Here is a 22,803-nt window from a genome sequence, read left to right on the forward strand (position 1 = left end):
ATTTTTATATAAATACTTTTTCTTTATCATTTTAATTAGTTGATAATTCTAATTTATTATTCTAAAAAAGATATATTACAATGTTTAATGATAATACATCTTAATATTAATAAAGCTAATTTTTAACTAAAATCATCCATTTATTTATGTATATCATAAGTTTCAGAAATATAAATATTTTAATATCCTTAACAAAAAACACATTGAAAATAAATTCAATGTGCTTTTTTTATATAATACTATTCTTCATACAAAATACTGTATAAATTTTCATATTGTTGATATTCCTATTTATTATATCTTTTCTAGAACTATTTAAGGTTATCTTATGTTATAAGATTTTAATTTAAATTATCTTTTTATTTCTTAAATATTATATGAAATAAATTAATAAAATATTGTTATAACTACTGTAACAAATGTAAATTTATTATTCTAAAATCCTGGAAAAAAAGGAAATGGAGGTACAAAAAATGGATATCCTAATAATCCTATTCTATGAATGTTACGCATTGGAAATTTTCTTCTTCTAAAGCGTCTATGCCTTCTTCTTCTTCGAGGTCGATAACCAAAGGATTCTTGTCTATCCATTAGGTCTTCCATATCATCCGTTATTACATCTTCACCAACTAATACAGTAGCATTATCAGCATCTACATCATCCATAATACCATCAAATGTACTTCCATCTCTCATTACTATGACAACATGATATGTCATACAGTTTTTGCATTGATCATATAGAGTACTTTGATCTCTATAATAATCCATAAATTCTAATGACATTTTATACCAACTCCTTTCCATATCATGCTATTCACTTGTACTATTATTGGTGTCATTCTTTTTAAAATTTTTATAGCTAATATAATTAATTCATATCTATTTTCAAAGAATACCCGCACACCTATTAAATTTAAATGTGCGGTTAAAAATTTATCCTACTAAATAATATTTACTTAATTAGACTCAGTTAATCTTTTATTTAATTATTTAATATCTTATTGTTTATATTCACAAGTCCAATATCAAATACTTTTTCTCCATATATGTGAACTTCAAAAGTTACTGCTGCTCCAGAATTTTCTTGGTCTGGTCTTGCATATGCTTCAAAATATTTATAATCACTATAATTATTCCAAATATAAATATAATAAAGAACAAAAATTAAAATTCTCTAGCAACTTTTTTTATTTTATCTTGTAAATTTAATAAGCTTTTTCTGATCTCAGAAAAATTTCCACTTAATAACCTCTTATTTTTAACAACAATCTTACCATCAACCACTACTAACTCTACATTACTTACATTAGCTGAATATACTATAGCCGCATAATAATCATATATCGGTTGCATGTTGACTGATTTTGTTTCTATTAAGGTTAAGTCTGCTTTTTTTCCTTCTTCTATGGATCCAACTTCTTTATCTATACCTAATACTCTAGCTCCACCTATAGTTCCCATTTCTACTAACTCTACTGATGGCAATACTGTTCTATCATTATTGAATAATTTATGGATTTTTCCTACCTGTGACATTTGAGTTAATATATCTAAAGTGTTTCCACTCATAGGACCATCAGTTCCAAGCCCCACATTTATTCCTGATTCTTTAAACTTTAATATAGGAGCTACTCCTTTTGCTCCCTTAGCATTTGCCCCAATATTATGAGATACTTTAGCACCATTTTTCTTTAAAATCTCTATATCATAATCATTAACTAAAACTGCATGAGCTGCTATAAAATTAGAGTCTAAAACTCCAAGCTTATCTAAATATCCAACAGGAGTAAGATTATATTTTTCTATACACTCCTTTAACTCATAATCCATTTCTGATAAATGCATAGTAATAGGAACATTATATTTTTTACTGATTCTATAAGCCTCTTTTAAGGATGCATCCGTATTAGTGTATGGTGCATGAGGCGCTATTCCTGGAGTTATTAAATCATCATCTTTCCATTTTTCTATGAAATCTATTGAATAATCTAAACCACCAAAAGCCTCTTTAGAATCTGGTGAAGGAAAATCTACTATTGTTTCACATAGTATACCTCTCATATTTAATTCTTTTGCGGCCTTAGCTACCTCATCCTCAAAATAATACATATCACAAAAAGTGGTTACTCCTCCTAATAGCATTTCTGCTATGGCATATTTAGCTCCTATATAAGTTAATTCTTCATCAACTAATCTTTGTTCTAAAGGAAATAAATATCTCTTTAATCTATCCTTACAATCATCAGCTAAACTTCTAAAAGGTACCATAGAGCCATGAGTATGACAATTTATCATACCAGGCATTAAGATTCCCTCTTCTCCATCTATTACTTCAACTTTATATCCATCTCTTTTAAATATTTCCTCTTTACTTACATCATCTCCAACATATATTATTCTATTTCCTTCAAAAGCAACTATCCCATTCTCTATAATTTCTTTATTTTCATTCATAGTAAGAACCGTAATATTTTTTACCAAAGTTACTCTTTTATCCATATTTTATCCTCCAAACATTTACTAAAAATAAATTAAAAATAAGAGGCTGTATCCCCCTATGATACACCCCCTTACTTTATTTTTATCCTAATTTCCTATACTTCAAAGCAGAGTTTTTTATTTAAATAAAGAAACAATACTACACTTTTTAACGTCTATTAATCCCTTATCTGTTATCTTTAAAGCAGGGCTTACTGGTAACGACAAGGTACTAAATGACATAATTTCATTCATATGATTATATCCTAAATCTCTCATAGCATTTCTAACTTCCCCTAGTTTTTCTCCTATGATTTCAATAGGCTCATCACTAACTATTCCGCCTATTGGCAGTTCTAATTTAGCAATTACTTCATTATTATTTGAGACTACATATCCCCCCTTAGAATATATAACCTCATTAGCTGCTATAACCATATCCTTAATATTTCTACCCATCACCATAAGATTGTGATGATCATGAGCCCAAGTAGTTGCTATTGCTCCTTCTTTTATAATTTCCCCTTCTACTAATCCAAAAGCTATATTGTTACTTTTACCATATCTTTCAAAAACAGCAATCAACGCACATTTACTATTTTCCCACTGTAAAAGATTATTATGAATATCTAAAGTTACTTCTCCCTCTTCTGTAAAAGTAGTATTTTTCGCTACCTTCATAGTCCTACAAGTTACTTTATTTTCATAATTCTTCGGTACTTTAACTAACAAGCTTTCTCTAGTAACTTGACTTAATTCTAAACTATTATAAAATCTATAATCTAAAGTACTTTTCTCCTTAAAAAACTCTTCTTTTAACCCCTTATCTCTATTAAAAACCATTTCCCCATTTTTATAAACTTCATATATATTAAAATCTTCTATATTATCTAGTAATATAAAATCTGCCACCTTTCCCGGTGCTATTGCTCCCCTATCCAAAAGATTCATTCTTCGAGCTGGTGTATATGTAGCTACATATATTGCATTTTCTATTGACATTCCGAGCTTTACAGCCTCTTTTACCAATTCATTCAGATGCCCCTTAATTAATTTATCTGCCATTACATCATCTGTTGCCAAAGCAAAATGCTCATATAAATTATTTTCAACTAAAAACTTTATATTATCAGCCGTCATTGATTTGTGTTGCATTTCTATAAACATACCATCTTGTATTTTTTCTTCAAGAGAGGCTAGTGTTTGTTGAGTATGATCTCCATTAACTCCTCTATAAATATAAAGAGATAAATCCACCCCTTGAATTTTTGGACAATGACCCTCTAAAGGTACATTCTTCTTTTTGCTTACGTTTATTATTTGATTTATATTAGAATCCTCATCTTCTATTAAATCCTTAAAGTTCATTACCTCTCCAAGACAAAGAATATTATCATATTCTAATAATTTCTCTACCTCATTAGGAGTTATTTCTCCACCTGTTGTCTCTAAGGAACTTGAAGTTGAAGGAACCGAACTAGGTATGCCATAAAATATATCTAACTTTTCCTTAGACTTAATAAATTCTTCTATACCATGAACACCAAAAACATTAGCTATTTCATGAGGATCAGCTACTACTGTAGTGACCCCATGTTTTATTGCAGCCTTAGAAAATTCACTTGGAATAGTCATTGAACTCTCTATATGCATGTGTATATCTATTAAACCTGGAATAATATATTTTCCATCTCCATCTATTATATTTTTAGATGTTAATCTATCCTCATATTCTTTTCCTATATGAATAAATTTCCCCTTATTTATTAAAACATCACCTTTTATAAACTTTTTGAAATAGCTATTATACACATTTAAGTTTTTAATAATTAATTCTGCTTCCATTCTATTACCTATAAACTAGTTCATTATTCTGTTCCAGTTATTAACCCATTCATTCATTACTGAGTTAACGAATTTAAAGTCTATTACTTTTGCATTATCAAGTACTGGTCCATATGTTAAGTTCTTAGTTTCCTCTTCTGTTAACTTAACTTCCTTGTTAACTGGTGATTCATTTAAAGCCTTAGCAGTTCTTTCTTGAACATATTTACTTAGAGCGTAGTTAATAAATTCATAAGCTAAACCTTTATTTTTTGAATTTTTATTTATGTTTATTGTATTAAAGTTTAAGTAAGTTCCTGACTCTGGTATTACATTTATAACCTCTGGTTTAGCTTTTGAAATTGTTCCATAAGCAAAATCTGATGCTACTGCAGCTACTATTTCACCATTTGAAAACATATTTGCTAAATCTGAAGATTTACTATAAGTTTTAACAACATTTGGCTTTAAAGCTTCTAACTCTTTAAATGCAGCTTCTCCATTATCAGTTTTTACATCTACTCCAGCTTTCTCTGCAGCTATTTCTACCATTGCAGGCCCATTAGTTGTTGTAATATCTGGTATAGCTATCTTATTTTTAAGCTCTGGCTTCCATAAATCTTCCCAAGAATTTATTTCAATTCCTGCTGAAGGATCTACAATTATTCCTATACTGTTTAATGTGTATGCTGGTCCATAGCCTGCCTCTACTGTAGCTTTAGCTTTTTCATTCATTTCATTTGCATTAGGAATCTTTGAATAATCTAATTCATCAAATATTCCTGCTTCAATTCCTTGTTCAGCATAAGACTCAGCTAAATAAGTTACGTCAATTTGTGAGTTGGGATTATTTTTCATTTTAGTTAATCTCTCTGAGTTATTACCCACTTCTAAAACTATTTCCACTCCATGTTCTTTAGCAAATGGATCAAATACTGTCTCTTTTAATACATCTTCATTTAGTCCCCAAGTTGAAACAACTAATTTCTTTCCTGCTTCTGCTCCCTCTGTCTTTCCACATCCAACCAAGGCTGTTCCTAATACTAATCCTGTTAATAACGTTGCTAAAATTTTCTTTTTCATAAGCTACTCCTTTATAAACATATTTTTTTATATTTAAATTTTATAAAACTACTATTTTATCTGCTGGCAATTGAAGTTTTATCTTTTGCCCTTTTTCATATACAATGCTGTTTTCACTGTTTACAATTAAATTTCCCATATCAGTTTTAACATCATATTGATATGCTTTTCCTAAGAAAGTTCTTATTTCTATAACACCCTCTACTGTATTTTCTAAATCCTCATTTACAATTTTTATATCATCTGGTCTTATAGTTGCTTTTACTTCATTTTTATCTTTCACTTTATTAACTCTTAACTTAATTCCAACCTCACTTTTATAAGTGTCCTCTGATATCTTAGTTAAATCTATAAAATTTTCAAAACCTACAAATCTTGCAACGAACTCTGTTGCTGGATTTGAATAAATATTTTCTGGAGTATCAAATTGCTCTATTACTCCCTTATTAAGAACTGCTACTCTATCTGAAATTGAAAAACATTCTTCTTGGTCATGAGTTACGAATAATGTTGTTATTCCAAGCTTTTGTTGAAGCTTTCTTATTTCAACTCTCATTTTTAGTCTTAATTTAGCATCTAAATTACTTAGAGGCTCATCTAATAATAAAAGGCTTGGCTCTATTACTAAGGCTCTTGCTATTGCAACCCTTTGTCTTTGTCCACCAGATAACTCTTTTGGATATCTCTTTGCTAAGTGGCTCATATCAACAACTTTTAATATTTCATCAACCTTTGTTTTTATTTCTTCTTTATTCATCTTCTTCATTTTTAGTCCGAAAGCTACATTTTCCTCTACTGTTAAGTGTGGAAATAATGCATAGCTTTGAAATACTAATCCAAAGTTTCTATTATGAACAGGTATATTTGTATAATCTTCATCTCCTAATAAAAACTTTCCTGCTGTTGGCTCTATAAAGCCAGCTACAACTCTTAATGTTGTTGTTTTTCCACATCCACTTGGTCCTAAAAGAGATACTAACTCTCCTTTTTTAACCTTTAAATTTAAATTTTCTAATATGTTATTTTTCTTATCATAAGAAACATTTATATTCTGTAGGTTTATTAAATCCATATCTTTGTCCTCCAAATAAATTTTTAGCTAGATTTTATCCTGCAAAATTATTTAATCCTAATGTTTTTTCTAATATATACATAATTCCAATAGTTAATATCATTAATATCACTGATAAAGCCGATACTGTTGGATCGTAATTATATTCAACGTAATTCATCATTGTTGTAGGTAATGTGCTTACTCCTGGTCCAGTTAAGAATATGGATACTGGAACATTATTAAATGAATTTATGAAGGCTAAGATAAATGCTGCCATTACTCCTGATGTTATATTAGGTAAAACTACCTTAAAGAAAGTTTTTGATTTCTTGCATCCTAAACTCATAGCTGCTTCTTCTATGGAATAATCAAAGCCTTCTAAGCTTGATCCTACAACTCTTATAATGTAAGGAATTATTATCAATGTATGTCCAATAAATAAACTAGCATATACTGAAAGATTCATTTTTACTAATAAGAATTGGAATAATGAGAATCCAACTACTATTCCTGGGACTATTAATGGTGAAAAGAAAAAGCTTTTAACTATACTCTTTCCTTTAAAGTTATATCTACTTAATCCGTAAGCTGCAGGCATTCCTATAACTAGCGCCGCTAATGTAGCCACTGTAGATATCAGGAAGCTTGTCCCCATACTCTTTATAAATGATTCTGATTTAAATACCGTAGCAAACCATTGCAAGCTAAATCCCTTTGGTGGAAATGCTATATAGTTTTCCGTTCCTATACTTGTCATAGCAATAATTACTAGTGGTGCAAATAGAAATATATAAACTAAAACGACGAAGGCTGTTAGAACTTTACTCTTTTTCACTTTAAGAAACCCCTCTCTTATCTAATCTTGATGCTAGGAAGTTAATTCCCTTTATTACTATTAAAGTAACTATAATCATTATTGTTGCTACAACTGCAGCCCCTTGCCAATCTCCTAATGTCATAGTCTTTTGGTATATTAAAGTTGCTAAAACCGTATTTTTATTTCCTCCTAATAATTGAGGTGTTGTATACGCTGTTAAAGAACCTGTGAATACTAAAACTGTTCCAACAATTAAACCTGGTAAGCTAAGTGGAAATACAACTTTAAAGAAAGCTTTTAACCTATTAGCTCCTAAGCTTTCAGCTGCTTCTAATAAGTCATTATCTATATTTTCCATAACTCCTACTAAGGAAATGATCATTAGTGGTAAGAAAATATAAATTGTACCAACTATAATAGCTCCTTCTGTATATAAAAGGGATAGCGGTTCTTGTATTAAGTTAAACTTCATTAACAAAGTATTGATTATTCCATTTTTCCCTAAGATACTCATCCAAGCGAATGAACGAACAACTGAATTTGTTAATATTGGGAATACTGTTAAGGCTATAAGTAAGCCTCTTACCTTTTTAGAAACTCTTGATATGTAATAAGAAACTGGTACACCTATGAACATACAAATTATAGATGATACTAAAGATATCTTAATTGTTCTCCAAAATATTGACATCATATAAGAATCCGTAAAAAACTCCTTATATGCACTAAACATGCCACCATTGCTATTAGTAAAAGTAGGAATTATTACATCTAATAGTGGAACTATCATAAAATATGCTACTAATACTATGCAGGGTATAAATAATAAATAATGACTTATTTTCCTCATGCTTTTCCTCCATTTTAAGTAATATGTCTTGAATCATATTTAAATTTTTCTACATAATGTAATTTTATTCTACTTATTACTACGTATATTGTCAATTTATTCTTTTGTATTTTTCGTGTTTTTTCTCTTTAAAACCTTTTATTTTTGATTAAATTTAAAAAAATATTCACATTTCCATTTATTCACGAACAATATTAAAACTCTTAAAAAATTTTATTTTTATATAGAAATTATCTGAAGTCACGCAAAAAAAAGACAATAGTAAGTTGTTTAAATCCTCTTAACTATTGCCTCAATTTTATTTATTATGGTAAGATATTTTAAATTATTGTTAATTCAAAGATAAATAAATTATTTTTAACTACCAAACGATTTTTTATTAAGTTTTATTTATAATTCGGAAAATTACCACTCTCTTTTAAATCAAAAAATCTATTAAAGTATTCCATCATCAACATTATTTGTAGAATATTTAATATTATAATTTATTCCTAAAATAAAGCTATAAAACATAAATACCCTATTTCTAAAATAGTATCCTCAAAACCATCACTTAAAAAGTCTAAAACTGCTTCAGTGTTATTTCCAATAATTCTTGAAAAAGCTACAATATAATCTTTTACTTCTTCAATATTTATTTCCTCCTCATTAATACAATATTTTAGAAATAGTGCATATCTTATTAAGAGATATTCTAATATAATCATCTGAAAAGCAAGTACCATTTCCTCAATATCATCACTAACACAATTACTTAAAATTTTAGATATAATGCACTTTTCAATTAATTTATCATATTCTTTAAACTTCTCTTTATAAGTGCTCCATTTATTCTGAAGACTTTTAACCTCAACATTTTCTGCAAAATTAGAAATCTGTTCTAAAATACATTTAAAACTAGAAACCTCTTTGTAGTTCTGTATGATATCTAAAAACAAATAATTTATTTCCTCAATTGAATCTGTTTTGTTTAATTCTATTTCACTATAAACATTTATAACTTCTTCTATGTACTCTCTATCACTATATTTTTCTAACTCTTCTAACAAATTTTCCTCATTTGTATAAATTTCATTCTCTAAGATATTTAGCAACATTTCAAAGCCTATAATTAACCTTTCTTCTAAAGAAAGTCTCTCCTCATAAATTATATCTATTAAGGTTTCTCTTATTCTAAGCTCTAACAAATTTTCTTCTTCATAAATACTCTTTTCTGAAATCATCTCTACTTTGCCCTTAAGATTATTTAAAATTTCTACTACCTCTGGACATGCACATGATAATGAAAGTTCCTTTTTATTTTCAAATACATTCTCTAGTCTAGGAAATGTATGACATGTTAAAGATAGATACTCTTCCCCATGACTTTTAACTATATTACATAATCCTTGTCCATCTAAAAAAGCACATGCTTCATAGATTTCCTTATTTATAAAATACTCCGTTTTCTCATTACATTTTTTAATTTTCACATTATTTAAAAGATACTCAGAATCTTTCTTATCTCTTTTCCATTTATCATAGGTATTATTATCTACGTTAATATCCCATCCCTCACAGCATGTAAACTTACATTTATCCGCTATACACTTAAACTTATCATAATTCGTAATTTTTAATATATTTATATCCTTATTCATATATAAATAGCTCCAATCTTCTTAATATATTTAAATCTAAAACTCTCATAAAGACTATATTTTAATTCTAACATTAAAAACATCTTTTCATAATCATAACTTTTTTAATATGTAATATTTATAGTAAAAAACACTGAAATCTAAACTTAAAATATATAAATCTATTCTTATAATATGTAGCTATATAATAGACTTCTTTTCTATTCTTATTAAATCCTAATATCTACTCTTATTTTAGGTTTAAGTCTATAAATTGTAAAATTATAGAATGAATCCTTTAATAAATTTCTATAAATAAAAAAATCGTATTGCTAATAAACAATACGATTTTTTAAACATATTAGTTTAAAATTAACTTTAACCTTTAAATGCAAATCAAAAGTTCCCATATCTTTTAATAATTAATTTTAAAGGTTTAGTTGAGATACACTATATTCCCAAAGCAGAGCCTTCAATTAAAATATAACTTATATTTACTCTTGATTATTAAATAGTCCGGCTCCCTTTATTATTTCCTGCTCAGCAAAAAGACTTGTAACAGCTTGGTTATAATCAATTATTTTCTGAGCTTTTTTTATCTTCTTAGCATATTTTTTGTTATTGGAGAACATATAAATCATATATCCCCATAATTCTTTCATTCTAAACATTGCATTTCTATCTTCATTAAATACTTCTTTATATTTATTAAAAATTTCATCATGAAATTCTTTTAAAATCCTTTTATCTATGAACTTATCATCCTTTATCTCATTCATCAACCCAGGATTAGCTAAAACTCCTCTTCCTAGCATTATTTTATTAACTTCAGGAAAGATTTCAATTAATTTATTATTATCTTCTACAGTAAAAATATCACCATTATAACAAATCGGATTCTTACTTAAAGAGATTGCATCCTTAAATACCTCTAAATTAGGTTTATTTCCATAGAAGTCCTGTCTTGTTCTAGGATGAATAATAAGTTCTTCCATAGGATACTTATTATAAATTTTAATAAGCTCATAAAACTCTTCTGGCTTGTCCATTCCTAATCTAGTTTTTATGGAAAGCTTCATATCATCTATTTTAAATATCTCTTTTAAAAACTTGTCTAGTTCATCTCTATGAGCTAAAAATCCTGATCCTCTTTTCTTACCAACAACAGTTCCAGAAGGACATCCTAAATTCAAATTAATTTCATTATAACCTAATTGTTGTAACTTTCTAGCAGTATTAATAAAACCTTCTGAATCATTAGTAAGTATTTGAGGAACTATATTCATTCCTGTATTATTTTCAGGTAAAACATCTCTTAGCTCCTTAGTTTTAAGACTTTTGCTGCTATTTGGAACAACAAAAGGTGCAAAATATTTATCAATACCTCCAAAAAACTTTTCATAAGAATTTCTATATATAAATCCAGTAATACCTTCCATTGGTGCTAAATAATACTTCATTTGTTTACTCCTTTTTTAAAAGATTCTAAAAAATATTATATCAGCCTTTCTTTCTTTTATCTACTTAACTATATAAAACTAATTTTTTATACAAAAAATTTATTTAATTAACTAAGTTCTTTGTACTCTACAAATTAAGTCATCAGTATCTCTTATGTAAAATTCTTTTATTAAAAATACACCTATTATTATAGTAGCGCCAATATCTGCTACTGGTTGTGAAACCCACACTCCATTTAATCCGTATACTCTGGGTAGTATAAGTATAGTAGGTATAAATATTATAACTTGTCTTAATAAACTTAATATAACTGACTTCTTAACATTTCCTATAGACTGGAAATATACCGCTCCCAATATTGAAATTCCTAAGGTTGGCAAAGTAAAAGAGTATATTTTTAGTCCATTAATTGCTATATTTATTAGCTTATTATCCTTTGTAAATATATTAATAAACGTCATTGGAAATATTCTAATAAGTATAAATCCTATAGTTAAAATAATTGTTGCTAATATTATAGTCATGAACAATGTCTTTTTGGCACGATTATATTCCTTTGCTCCATAATTATATGCTACTATGGTTTGCATCCCTTGACTCAATCCAAAAACGGGCATCAAAAATACTAAGTATATAGAGGTTATCGAAGTCATTGCTCCTATTGCCAAATCTCCACCATAGTTTTTTAACACTCTATTTGTTATTAAATGTATAAATCCTGATGCAAGCTCCATGAAAAATGGAGTTAAAGCAATTAATATTATTAATTTTAAAATTTTCTTATTTAATATGGTGTCTTTAACTTTTAACTTTAAATTAGATTTTCCTAATGTAAAATAATATACTGCCCAAAGAAAAACTATTAATTGACAAATTATAGTGCCTAAAGCAGCGCCTTTTATACCCATATTAAATAAAAATATAAATATTGGATCTAAAATTAAATTTAAAACACAACTTATTATCATCATTTTAGCAGCCAATCTTGGATTTCCCTCAGCTCTTATTGCATTATTTAGGGCAAATCCTGGAAAATTAAACCATGAACCTACAATTATTAAACTTATATAATCTTTTGCATATATAATAGTGTCATTGCTTGCGCCAAAAAAATATAGTATTTCTTCTAGAAAGAAGAATCCTCCTATCATAATTATTAAAGCAACAACTATTGATAGGATAAAAGTATTTCCTAATATTTTTTCAGCCTCTTCTCTATTTTCCTCTCCTAGCTTTATTGATATATTGGTACTTCCTCCTATAGCAATTGCCACACAGAAAGCACCCAGTATCGTAAATAATGGCATAGTTACCCCTAACCCAGATATGGCCAATGCTCCTATATCTTTAATAGAACCTATAAAGGCTCTATCTACAGTATTATATAATGAAGTTACCATCATTGATGATATAGCCGGTGCTGAATATTTTAAAAGTAATCTACCTATTTTTTCATTTCTTAGTTCATCTTGATTTTTCATAATAATATACCTATTCCATAATGTCATATATTTTATTTGATGAATAATCATTTCATTTGTTATTAATAATTATTATCAAATCCTGTTTATTATATCATCTCACTAAACTTAGTCAATATTTTTTTTATATATAGTTTTAAAAATATTAAATATTTCTAGTTTTAAATTAAAAAACTTAATAACTATCAAAATAACTGTACTCTTTACAACTAAGAAAGTTTCTATTTTAATCTATTGATATAAAATATTACCTCTATTTACTCATCAAGAAGTTCACATTTTAATCAAACAAAGAAATTATCTAACTTTTTAAATCAAAAAAGAGATGCCTATTAGACATCTCAATAATTACTTTTAATTATTAAAAATCAATTTCTCATTTATGCACTCATCACTGTAACAAAAAATTAAATTGCTGTTATCACTCCTAATGGAGTCATTACACATTTTTATTTCTTACTCCTATAAATAGCATTCATATTATAAATTTATTCCTTGAGGATAGTAAAATAAGTTATATGGATCATATTTTTCTTTTACAATTTTTAACCAAGATACATTATTACCAAAATAATTATATAAATAATTAGGTATATTAATATCACAATAATTAAGGTATCCAAAGTTTGCATATGGAATTAAGGATTCTCTTAAATTATTTACCCATCTAACTGTATTATTAGCATACATACTATACTGAGGAGTCCATTCTGCATCAATTTGTACTAATACTTTAGCATCTCTATGAGGATAAGCGCTAGGTAAACTTTCATTTTCTGCAATCTTTCCTCCTAATAGAAGGAATCCAATATCTATAGGTGGCTTTATAGGCGGGGAATTATCTAAATAGTCAAATAATATTTGACAAGGTGCTTTTCCTAATGGATTGTATGCCAATAATCCTGTAATCTTAAATCCTGTTGGCTTAGACACAAAATCTTGATATTTCTGCATATATTCCTTAAGACCAATCTGCTTTGTTGTATAATTCGTTTTATTAGGTATTTTTAATAAAACACTCAAAGCTTGTTCCATTTCTTTTTCTGTACTTCTTAATCCTACTCCATACAATTCAATAGCATCTTTAGTCATAGAAACCTTAATAGTGTACCTATTATCTAAATGTTCGCCTACTCTTTGAAATACTTGAATTACTTCATATCGCCTATCTTTAGGCCATTCAGCAGTTAATACTGTTACTTTATCAATGGGATATACTTTAAAAGTAAGTGACACCACTACTCCAAAATTATTACTACCCGCTCCTCTTAATGCAGCAAATAAATCTTGGTTTTGATGTGAATTAGCAGTTATTATCCTACCAAAGGCATCTACTATTTGTGCTTCTACTAAGTTATCGCATACTAGACCATATTCTCTTTGTAAAAATCCAACACCTCCTCCTAAGGTAATTCCTGAAACACCAATAGATCCACAACTCCCTCCAACAAATGCAAATCCATATTTAGCTATCTTAGGATAAAGTTGTCCTAGAGCATACCCTGGCCCTATTCTTACATAGCCTTCTTTAGTATCTATTTTAAAATCAATTAAATTAGAAACATCTATTACAACAGCATCATTTGCCACAGAAAATGATTCATAGTTATGACCAGCACTTCTACAACGTATATTTAATCCTTGCTTTCTTGCCCAATTTACTGCATTAATTACATCTGTTATGTTATTAGGATATATTATTACCTTTGGATAATAACTAAAATATAAATTTTTATTTCTGCGAACAATATTATAACTTTTATCTTCTTTAGTTATAACAAGTCCTGTTAACCCCTCTATCATATTAAATTCCTCCAAATTTATTAACCATATATTATAACATGACATGTACTGTTATAATATATGGTTAATTACTTAGAAGCTATTCTTAATATTATAATATTACCTATGAATGTTTCACTAAACTCCCTGTTTATATCTGAAAATGAATTAGTTAAATTTTCAGTAAGTAGTTTTTTGTGAACACTATCTCTTAAAAAACCATTAATTCAACTATTTGTTATCTCTTTTCTCTTATGTTACTAATTATAAATCTACTTTCAGGTAATGTAGGTATCTTTGCCATACTATATCTTAAGTCTTGATTTGGTACATCATACTCAATCTTATTAACAAGAAAATCCAGGCTAGCTTTCATTATTTCTATAGTTATACCTTCTCCTGGACATCTGTGTCCTTTGGAAGGATCATCTCCGCCTTGTGGTATAAAATCAAATAGGTTATCCTTTCGTTCCTTGAAACGCGCTGGCCAGAATTTATCAGGATTCTTCCATATCTTCGCATCATGATTAATACCATAAACATCAAGCAATACAAGCATTCCTTCTTTGAATTCATTTTTATTCCAGATAAAATCTTTTCGAACTCTTGCACCTAAAAAAGGGGTAAATGGATAGTACCGTCGAACTTCCTGTACGAAGAACTCCAGCTCATCCCTATCCCCTGTTGAAAATTTTTCTTTACATTCTGGATATTCAAACAGTGCTAAGGCCTGGAAGGTAATAAAGGTTGAAATAGCAACAACAGGACGTAGCACATTAATAAGCTCTATCCCAGCTATATTACTATCTAATTGATTACCATCTAAATCTTTATAAAAAGCTATAGAATGAAGTGCAGTTTCTTCTTTAGCTTTAATATTACCAGAACGAGCATCTTCTATGATTCCCGTTATCCATTCTTCCGCCCTAATTCTAGCTCTTCTTCCCTTCCAGTGTCTAGGTCCAACTGCACCAAAGGCATCAACCATGGAACTAAAGTCTTCAGCTCGTCCTTTTACCTCAGATTCCTTCAATGGAACTCCAGCCCACTGGCACACTACTCTACATAAGATTTCATTCATTTCATCAAAAAGAATAATCTGTTCTTCATCTTCCCATTTTTTAATAGAACTTTGCAACTTCTCCATTACAAGTTTTGCAAGTTGATTTTGATATGAGGAAGTCATTAATGACATAAATAACTTCTTTCTATGAATATGTGCTTTACCATCCATAGACTGAATAGCACCAACACCAAATAATGTTTTTTGTACTCGTTTAGGAGTTGCATCCTTTCGATAGAATAATTCTGGATCATAAAAAATTTTTGCAGCCTCTTCTCCACTAATACAAATTACTTTTTCTCCAAGTAAGTGAGTTTCGAATATATCTGATTTATACTTACTAACTCCACTTTTAATAAATAAATAACCTTCCTGCAATAAATCAAGAGTACTGTCTAACCCTTTATCACGTGGAATCTGGCTTTTAAGTGACATACATATTCTCCTTTATTTGATATTTAAAAATATACTTAAAATCTCTTTAGATATTATTTCAATAGGATTGAACTGAAATAATTTTATATTTTATCTTGTAAAGATTTCCTGTATCCCTTTAATTAGTATGTCAATTTTTATTCTTATTTATTACAATAGATAAAATAATATTTAGACTAGGTAAAGAAGTCATTCCATTATTATATATATCAATATCTTTTCCTAAATGTTATGCTCTAAGTATTTTATATATGTAATTAATTTTTTAATAAAAAATACATATACTGTCTACAAAATAAAAAGCCGTATGAGGAAAGACATCCTAAAATACATTGTAGAATATATCTTAACCATACAGCTTAATTGTTTATATTTTCTGCAATAATCCGTTTTTTAGAACGGTTTATTTGACATGCAAAATTTCAAATAAAATATTTTTAATATTTTACTTGACTTTTATTAGCTGATCTTATTTTAACTTAATTTCTATACTTAACGACTTAAATATCTAAATTCTATACTAGTTAAAAGTAATGCACCAGTATAGTCATTATTAACTGGTATACGAGAAACGCTCAACAATGCAAAATCTTCAGCTCTAATAATATCATTTAAGTCAAACTCTAAAACATAATGATTATATTGGAAATTACCTGGTGAGTTTTGAATTGGAATATTGCCGCTATTATTAACAATTATATTAGATGCACTTACTACACCATTAGCTCTAGCGAATAATGATGAAAGTCTAATTGCAAAGGTATTCCCAACTGGTGTATTTGAATTATCAGTTAATAAATGAACAAATACTTTAGCTCTTTGCCATTCATTACGAGCATCTTTTGGCACATTAAAAGTTAATGAAAACTCACTTGTATTATTTTGAGGTATAAGCCACCCCAATATCCTAATATTAGAATTAGCATTTCCAAGTGGTACAGTATTAGGTGTAGTCAAAGCACCATTATTCATGCTTCCAGCGTTGAATACTAATGATCTGAATTCTTCTTGTTCACGCTTTGGACAACAACACCAATCGCGTGATTCATTCCTTGGACACCAACAATCGCGTGATTCATGATTTGGACAACAACAATTTGACATATTGTGTTACCTCCTATTATTCTAAATTTTCTTCATAATATAATATATTACAAATTAATAATTATGTTATTAAATTTTTAATGTTTTTTCAGATAACGCAATGTAAATAAACTCTAATCTTTAATATTGATAATCTAGATAAGCCTAAAACCAATGCAACTTAATCATTACTAAAAATTTATAGGAGCTATCATCCTAAAAATAATTAAGCTAGTACAGATAAATACAAAAAAATACCCTGAAGTTACTATTTCAGGGTACTAAATGATATATTTTGACGGATACATGTATGATAATTTTTCAACCAATAATAAATCTACATAAATTCTCTTTGTAATGATCTTGCATATAGATTATCTTAATTAGTCGCGGTTCTTTTCAGCAGCTTCTGCATCTACTTTAGTTTTATGAATTGTACCCTGTGGATGGTGAGGTGGTGCATAGATAGAATACACTTTAAGTGGTTCATTACCTGTATTTATAATATTGTGCCATGTACCAGCAGGTATCATAATTGCAAAATCATCAGAAACTTTTGCTTGAAAATCCACCCTATCCTTATTACTTCCTGTTTGAACAAGTCCTTCACCTTCTTCAACACGTATAAACTGATCAGTATCTGGATGCATTTCTAAACCTATATCCTCACCAACATCGATACTCATTAAGGTAACTTGTAGATGCTTTCCTGTCCATAAAGCAGTACGAAAAGTTTCATTCTGCTTAGTAACTTCATCGATGTTAACTACAAAGGGTTGTGGACCATAATCCTTTAATTCAATTACCCTATTGCTATTTACTAATTGTGGAGAAACAAACCTTGAACCATACTCGAATTCATCAGTAAAAGGAATATACCTATCATTAAACCTCATAAAATCATCTGAATAATTATAACTTGTTGTATCAACGAAATAAGGACATAAATATGTGTTATACATACCATATGAGTCATACATTGATATATCAGCACAATAAGGACATGTGTACATCCTATAAGTATTATACATATTACTCTCTCCCTTTATAATCTTATAAAATTATAATATGTTCTAAATTTTTGAAGTGTGCTTCTATCATTATATTTCAATAATAGGAAAAATCATAAAAATATACATATATTTTCAAGTCCTAAAATAAAAAGAAAAAAGTAAGATTAGTAATTGAAAAATAAAAATCTGTTATTCCACGAAACGGAAAATACTTTTAATGAAATGCTTAAATCTAAAGATGAATTTTATAAAGATTTATAAATATAAAATAATAAGTAAAACCCACCACAAATCTGTGGTGGGTTTTCATAACATATGTTTATATAATTAATCCAACAATAGTTGCTGTTAACATACTTACTAATGTTGCACCATATAGTAGTTTTAATCCAAAACGTGCAACCACGTTTGCTTGCTCTTCATTAAGTCCTTTTACAGCTCCTGAAATAATTCCAATTGAAGAGAAATTTGCAAAGGAAATTAAGAATACAGAAACAATGCCTATTGATCTTGCTGATAAATGTATACTTCCACCTACTAAGAAATTCATTGCAACAAATTCATTGGATACTAATTTAGTTGCCATTACACTTGCAGCTTGTATTGATTCATTTAAAGGTACGCCCATTAAAAATGCAAATGGAGCGAATACATATCCAAGCGCATCTTGGAAAGTAATACCAAAAATTCCTTTGAATAATATATTAATCATAGCAATTATTGCTACAAATCCGACTAACATAGCCCCTACTATAACAGCTACTTTAAATCCATCCAAAATATATTCACCAAGGACTTCAAAAAAAGTTTGTTTCTTTTCTTCATTAACTTCTAAAATATCTTCTTCTTCTGTTACCGTATATGGATTTATAACTGATGATATAATAAATCCACCAAATAAATTTAAAACAAGTGCTGTTACAACATATCTAGGTTCTAAAAGAACCATATAAGAACCAACTATAGACATAGATACTGTTGACATAGCTGATGCACAAAGAGTATATAATCTATGTTTAGGCAATAAACCAAGTTGTTTTTTTACTGAAATAAATACTTCAGATTGACCAAGTATAGCTGATGCTACTGCATTATAAGATTCTAATTTACCCATTCCATTAATTTTGCTTAAAACTAATCCTATATATTTCACTATAACAGGAAGTATTTTTAAATATTGTAAAATACCAATTAAAGCAGAAATAAAAATTATTGGTAAAAGAACACTAATAAAAAACGAAAACTCATTAGCATTAACTAATCCACCAAATACAAAATTCACTCCTTCTCCGGCACATTTAAGCAATACTTCAAAACCATTTGCTATACCACCTACTAAATAACTTCCTAATTCAGTATTTAGTAAGACAAAGCCAAGTATGAACTGTAAAATAAGCATTATAATGACAGGCTTATATTTTATATTTTTCTTATCACTACTACCAATCCACGCAAGTGCTAAAATAACAACTAATCCTATGACTCCAATAATATATTTCATTTTTATTCTTCTTCTTAAATACGACAAGTTTAATATTATTATGTTCTATATATAGTACAATAAATACACTTTACTTTTAGTAGATTGTTTTTTTATTTTTAGTAACCTTTAGTCCAAATTTGTAATTATATTTTTTAATCTTAGAATAATAAAAATGTGGATAGATATCTTTCACCACAATTACAAACATACTTATTATAAATTCCTTATGAACATTTGTAAAGAAATATTTAAATTTTATTCAAATATCGCTTTTGAAATACTATTCTTACACTCCTTTATTCTACCTGCAACCATAGAAAACAGAACTTGCTAAAGTTAAACTCAACGAATATATAATGCTAAAAGAATAATTTGTGCCTATAAGAATATTATCATTAGTAAAAAAATCAAAATAACCTATATACCATATAATTTTAGAGACTTATGAAATTCTTTAATAAAAAATAATAGAGTGTTGACTTTATTTAAATATCAACACTCTAAAACTAATAAACTTTTATTTAATATAAAAACTTTTTATATTAAAACCCAAAGTAATTTTTACTCTATTTTTTCAATATACTTGCAGTTTAAATATATGTGATTTAAAAAAACTAATAATCTTTCATAAAGTGGTTGTACTTTATCACCAAATTTAGCTTCTAACTCTTCACCAATTTCTTTAACAGTTTTAGTTCCATCAATTTGGCTAAATACCTCACTACTATATTCATCAAAAGTAATTTTTTTATACATAGGAATTTTAACTTTTAACTTTCTAAAAAATCTTTGAATCTTATGATCCTGTTTTTCTAAAACAGTAACTATTCCATTCTCATCCACTTCATATTTAAGATTATCACATATCTTAAATCTCATATTTAAAAGTTCGTCATTATCCATTATCTTTCACCTTAGACCTCATAATAGGTAATACAGTTGATAAAACTAAAAGAATTAGCACAATTATTGCCATTCCATTACTAGCTACAAAACCAGTAGGAGTTCTTGGTGTTATTATTCCTGTTACTTGTAGAACTATTCCTATTAATCCTACAATAGATCCTCCTGCTACAAGTCCTGAAGATAAACTTATACCATTAGAAACCTTAACTTCTTTTTCATGATCACTCTTGCTCATTTTTTCAATAACTACACGTATTAATGCACCTACTAAAATTATAGAAGTTGTTGATATAGGTAAGTAGAATCCAATTGCAACAGTCATTATTGGTAAATCTACTAAGAATAAGAATAAAGCCATAACTACTCCTACAATAATCATAGGCCATGGTAAATTACCTTCCATTATACCTGAAGTTAATGTTGACATTAAGTTAGCTTGTGGTAATGCGAAAGGTGCATCTGCTCCAGTAACTGCTAATTGGCTAGAAAGTACTAATATTGTTGCAGTAACAACAACAACACCAACTATACTTGCAAGTACGAAAGAATTTTGCATTTCTTTTTTGCTACCACCAATTATGTAAGTTACTTTTTGAGATTGGCTGTATCCACCTGCTACTGATATAGCAACAACCATAAATGTAGCAAATAAAAGTAATGTTTTATTATCAGCTTTTCCAGTCCATCCCATTATAACGAATACTAATGTTAATATTACTAATGAAGCTATTGTCATACCTGATACTGGAAGGTTTGATGTTCCTATTGTACCAGTTAGACGACCTGCAACTATTACAAATAATAAAGATAATATTAATGAAACAACTGCTCCAGCTATAGCCATACCAATACTATTAGAAATAAAGAACCCTGCTACGAAAGCTATTACAGCTCCTGCTAAAAGTATTACTATAGCACCACTATTTTTCTCAGTATTTCCCTCATTAGCCGGACTTGCTTTTAATGTTTCTTTTATGGAAACTATTATAGTTGGTATAAGTTTTATAGCACCTATTATACCACCACAAAGCATCATTCCTGCTCCTATGTACTTAACATAACTTCCTGATATTGCGTTTACATCCATTTGATGAATTAATATTGAAGCATCATTCCATGAATGCATACTCTTTTCTGCCATATCACTGAAATATCCTATTAATGGAGCTATTCCAAAGTTAGCTAGTATAGAACCTGCAAACATAGTAAGTGATACTTCCAATCCAACTATAAATCCTATACCAAGTAAAAGTGGGTTTACTTCAGTAGAAAATTTCCACTTATAAAATTTACTTCCTAAATATGTAACAGTATTATTTATTACATTAAAAAATGATCCTGTTAAAACATTTATGATACCACTTATAACAAATCCAATTCCCATAAACTTAATTGAATCTTCGCTTCCTTCTGAAGCAACAAGAGTTTCAGATATTGCCATTGATTCAGGATACATAAGTTTTCCATGTTCTTCAATTATTAGATAGTTGTAAACTAAAGATAGACATCCTACACCAAATAGAACTCCACCTACACCTACAGCTAGACCTTCTAAGAAAGTAATATTACTTCCTATTAATATTATTGCTGGCAGTACAAAGATCATACCACTTGCTATGGATTCTCCCCCACTTGCCATACCTTGAGTTATATTTTTTCCAAGAATACCTTTACTACGTGCAAATATTCCTACAAATACTGAACCTATAATTGCACCAGGTATACCAGCAGCAACAGTTAAACCTGACTTCATTCCTGAATAAGCAGTAGATGCTGCAAAAACAGCAGCTAATATTATACCTATTATTAATACAGGCAGATTAACTCCATTTTTTGATTTACCAGTGAAATATGGAACATAATCCTTTCCACTTACACCGCCATAAGCCTCTTTAGGTAATTTCTTTTTCATATACCTAATCTCTCCTTTCGTTTATTTATACCAATAGAATAATACTGTATCCATTGATATATCCTAATGTTATATTTTCTATAAAATGCACAAATATTATACTATATCCATATAAAACAATAACTGCTTGGCTTTATATAATTTATTTGTACATGTTATATTTAAATTCTTACTTAAAAATTAACTTAAATATAAAAGTCACCTTTTAAGTATATTATTTTGTATAGTAAAACCTATTGTCACTATACTTGTTAATTTTTTCTCTTGAAATTTTATTAACTGTATAAATAAGAAATGTAATCTGAGAAGTATTTTTTAGTTTAAATCAATTGATACCTTACTTAAATTCATCTTTAAGCATTAAAATCTTTTATAACTTTTATTGAATTAAAATATAATAATTATAAATTTTTTATTATATTTATTATGATATCACTTCACCTTTTAAAAATCCAT

At 28.2% G+C, this 22,803-nt stretch carries 17 protein-coding genes; all 17 read right to left on the reverse strand.

Annotation, left to right across the window (positions count from 1 at the left end):
- Window positions 1-435: 435 nt before the first annotated feature.
- Complete coding sequence (locus tag AC2A4K_RS09460) at window positions 436-786, reverse strand: hypothetical protein (protein ID WP_322502239.1); 351 nt, start codon at window positions 784-786, stop codon at window positions 436-438.
- 381 nt (window positions 787-1,167) lie between these two features.
- The gene (locus AC2A4K_RS09465) at window positions 1,168-2,502 is read right to left on the reverse strand and encodes an amidohydrolase (protein ID WP_322502240.1); all 1,335 of its coding nucleotides are present in this window, start codon (window positions 2,500-2,502) and stop codon (window positions 1,168-1,170) included.
- Window positions 2,503-2,619: 117 nt separating this feature from the next.
- Window positions 2,620-4,326, reverse strand: a complete 1,707-nt coding sequence (locus AC2A4K_RS09470) for an adenine deaminase C-terminal domain-containing protein (protein ID WP_322502241.1) — start codon at window positions 4,324-4,326, stop codon at window positions 2,620-2,622.
- Window positions 4,327-4,341: 15 nt separating this feature from the next.
- Window positions 4,342-5,388, reverse strand: coding sequence for an ABC transporter substrate-binding protein (locus tag AC2A4K_RS09475; protein WP_322502242.1), 1,047 nt, complete (start codon window positions 5,386-5,388; stop codon window positions 4,342-4,344).
- Between the two features lie 40 nt (window positions 5,389-5,428).
- Window positions 5,429-6,460: an ABC transporter ATP-binding protein gene (locus AC2A4K_RS09480; RefSeq protein WP_322502243.1), complete on the reverse strand. Its 1,032-nt coding sequence runs from the start codon at window positions 6,458-6,460 to the stop codon at window positions 5,429-5,431.
- 34 nt (window positions 6,461-6,494) lie between these two features.
- Complete coding sequence (locus AC2A4K_RS09485; RefSeq protein ID WP_322502244.1) at window positions 6,495-7,277, reverse strand: ABC transporter permease; 783 nt, start codon at window positions 7,275-7,277, stop codon at window positions 6,495-6,497.
- Window position 7,278: 1 nt separating this feature from the next.
- On the reverse strand, window positions 7,279-8,049 hold the full coding sequence (locus tag AC2A4K_RS09490; protein ID WP_488458828.1) for an ABC transporter permease: 771 nt from the start codon (window positions 8,047-8,049) through the stop codon (window positions 7,279-7,281).
- 551 nt (window positions 8,050-8,600) lie between these two features.
- Window positions 8,601-9,749: a flagellin lysine-N-methylase gene (gene fliB, locus AC2A4K_RS09495; RefSeq protein ID WP_322502246.1), complete on the reverse strand. Its 1,149-nt coding sequence runs from the start codon at window positions 9,747-9,749 to the stop codon at window positions 8,601-8,603.
- A gap of 473 nt (window positions 9,750-10,222) precedes the next feature.
- Window positions 10,223-11,188 (reverse strand): tRNA dihydrouridine synthase, encoded by a 966-nt coding sequence (locus AC2A4K_RS09500; protein ID WP_322502247.1) that lies wholly within the window; start codon window positions 11,186-11,188, stop codon window positions 10,223-10,225.
- 111 nt (window positions 11,189-11,299) lie between these two features.
- The gene (locus AC2A4K_RS09505; RefSeq protein WP_322502248.1) at window positions 11,300-12,670 is read right to left on the reverse strand and encodes an MATE family efflux transporter; all 1,371 of its coding nucleotides are present in this window, start codon (window positions 12,668-12,670) and stop codon (window positions 11,300-11,302) included.
- Window positions 12,671-13,150: 480 nt separating this feature from the next.
- Window positions 13,151-14,473: an FAD-dependent oxidoreductase gene (locus AC2A4K_RS09510; protein WP_322502249.1), complete on the reverse strand. Its 1,323-nt coding sequence runs from the start codon at window positions 14,471-14,473 to the stop codon at window positions 13,151-13,153.
- A 217-nt stretch (window positions 14,474-14,690) separates the two neighbouring features.
- The gene (cypC, locus tag AC2A4K_RS09515) at window positions 14,691-15,950 is read right to left on the reverse strand and encodes a CYP152 family fatty-acid peroxygenase CypC (RefSeq protein ID WP_322502250.1); all 1,260 of its coding nucleotides are present in this window, start codon (window positions 15,948-15,950) and stop codon (window positions 14,691-14,693) included.
- A 492-nt stretch (window positions 15,951-16,442) separates the two neighbouring features.
- The gene (locus AC2A4K_RS09520; RefSeq protein ID WP_488458829.1) at window positions 16,443-16,922 is read right to left on the reverse strand and encodes a hypothetical protein; all 480 of its coding nucleotides are present in this window, start codon (window positions 16,920-16,922) and stop codon (window positions 16,443-16,445) included.
- Between the two features lie 494 nt (window positions 16,923-17,416).
- A complete protein-coding gene (locus AC2A4K_RS09525) occupies window positions 17,417-18,064 on the reverse strand; it encodes a cupin domain-containing protein (protein ID WP_322502252.1) in 648 nt (215 codons plus the stop codon).
- Window positions 18,065-18,365: 301 nt separating this feature from the next.
- The gene (locus AC2A4K_RS09530) at window positions 18,366-19,547 is read right to left on the reverse strand and encodes a NupC/NupG family nucleoside CNT transporter (protein ID WP_322502253.1); all 1,182 of its coding nucleotides are present in this window, start codon (window positions 19,545-19,547) and stop codon (window positions 18,366-18,368) included.
- A gap of 543 nt (window positions 19,548-20,090) precedes the next feature.
- On the reverse strand, window positions 20,091-20,432 hold the full coding sequence (locus AC2A4K_RS09535) for a PqqD family peptide modification chaperone (protein ID WP_322502254.1): 342 nt from the start codon (window positions 20,430-20,432) through the stop codon (window positions 20,091-20,093).
- Complete coding sequence (locus AC2A4K_RS09540) at window positions 20,425-22,347, reverse strand: OPT family oligopeptide transporter (RefSeq protein WP_322502255.1); 1,923 nt, start codon at window positions 22,345-22,347, stop codon at window positions 20,425-20,427. The genes AC2A4K_RS09535 and AC2A4K_RS09540 overlap by 8 nt, the downstream gene beginning before the upstream one ends.
- Window positions 22,348-22,803: the final 456 nt, after the last annotated feature.

The sequence above is a fragment of the Clostridium sp. LIBA-8841 genome (genome assembly GCF_057782475.1).

Coding starts and splice junctions, on each gene's coding strand:
- AC2A4K_RS09460 (WP_322502239.1), bottom strand. CDS start 786: ATGTCATTAGAATTTATGGATTATTATAGAGATCAAAGTACTCTATAT.
- AC2A4K_RS09465 (WP_322502240.1), bottom strand. CDS start 2,502: ATGGATAAAAGAGTAACTTTGGTAAAAAATATTACGGTTCTTACTATG.
- AC2A4K_RS09470 (WP_322502241.1), bottom strand. CDS start 4,326: ATGGAAGCAGAATTAATTATTAAAAACTTAAATGTGTATAATAGCTAT.
- AC2A4K_RS09475 (WP_322502242.1), bottom strand. CDS start 5,388: ATGAAAAAGAAAATTTTAGCAACGTTATTAACAGGATTAGTATTAGGA.
- AC2A4K_RS09480 (WP_322502243.1), bottom strand. CDS start 6,460: ATGGATTTAATAAACCTACAGAATATAAATGTTTCTTATGATAAGAAA.
- AC2A4K_RS09490 (WP_488458828.1), bottom strand. CDS start 8,049: ATGATAGTTCCACTATTAGATGTAATAATTCCTACTTTTACTAATAGC.
- fliB (WP_322502246.1), bottom strand. CDS start 9,749: ATGAATAAGGATATAAATATATTAAAAATTACGAATTATGATAAGTTT.
- AC2A4K_RS09500 (WP_322502247.1), bottom strand. CDS start 11,188: ATGAAGTATTATTTAGCACCAATGGAAGGTATTACTGGATTTATATAT.
- AC2A4K_RS09505 (WP_322502248.1), bottom strand. CDS start 12,670: ATGAAAAATCAAGATGAACTAAGAAATGAAAAAATAGGTAGATTACTT.
- AC2A4K_RS09510 (WP_322502249.1), bottom strand. CDS start 14,473: ATGATAGAGGGGTTAACAGGACTTGTTATAACTAAAGAAGATAAAAGT.
- cypC (WP_322502250.1), bottom strand. CDS start 15,950: ATGTCACTTAAAAGCCAGATTCCACGTGATAAAGGGTTAGACAGTACT.
- AC2A4K_RS09520 (WP_488458829.1), bottom strand. CDS start 16,922: ATGAATAATGGTGCTTTGACTACACCTAATACTGTACCACTTGGAAAT.
- AC2A4K_RS09525 (WP_322502252.1), bottom strand. CDS start 18,064: ATGTATAATACTTATAGGATGTACACATGTCCTTATTGTGCTGATATA.
- AC2A4K_RS09530 (WP_322502253.1), bottom strand. CDS start 19,547: ATGAAATATATTATTGGAGTCATAGGATTAGTTGTTATTTTAGCACTT.
- AC2A4K_RS09535 (WP_322502254.1), bottom strand. CDS start 20,432: ATGGATAATGACGAACTTTTAAATATGAGATTTAAGATATGTGATAAT.
- AC2A4K_RS09540 (WP_322502255.1), bottom strand. CDS start 22,347: ATGAAAAAGAAATTACCTAAAGAGGCTTATGGCGGTGTAAGTGGAAAG.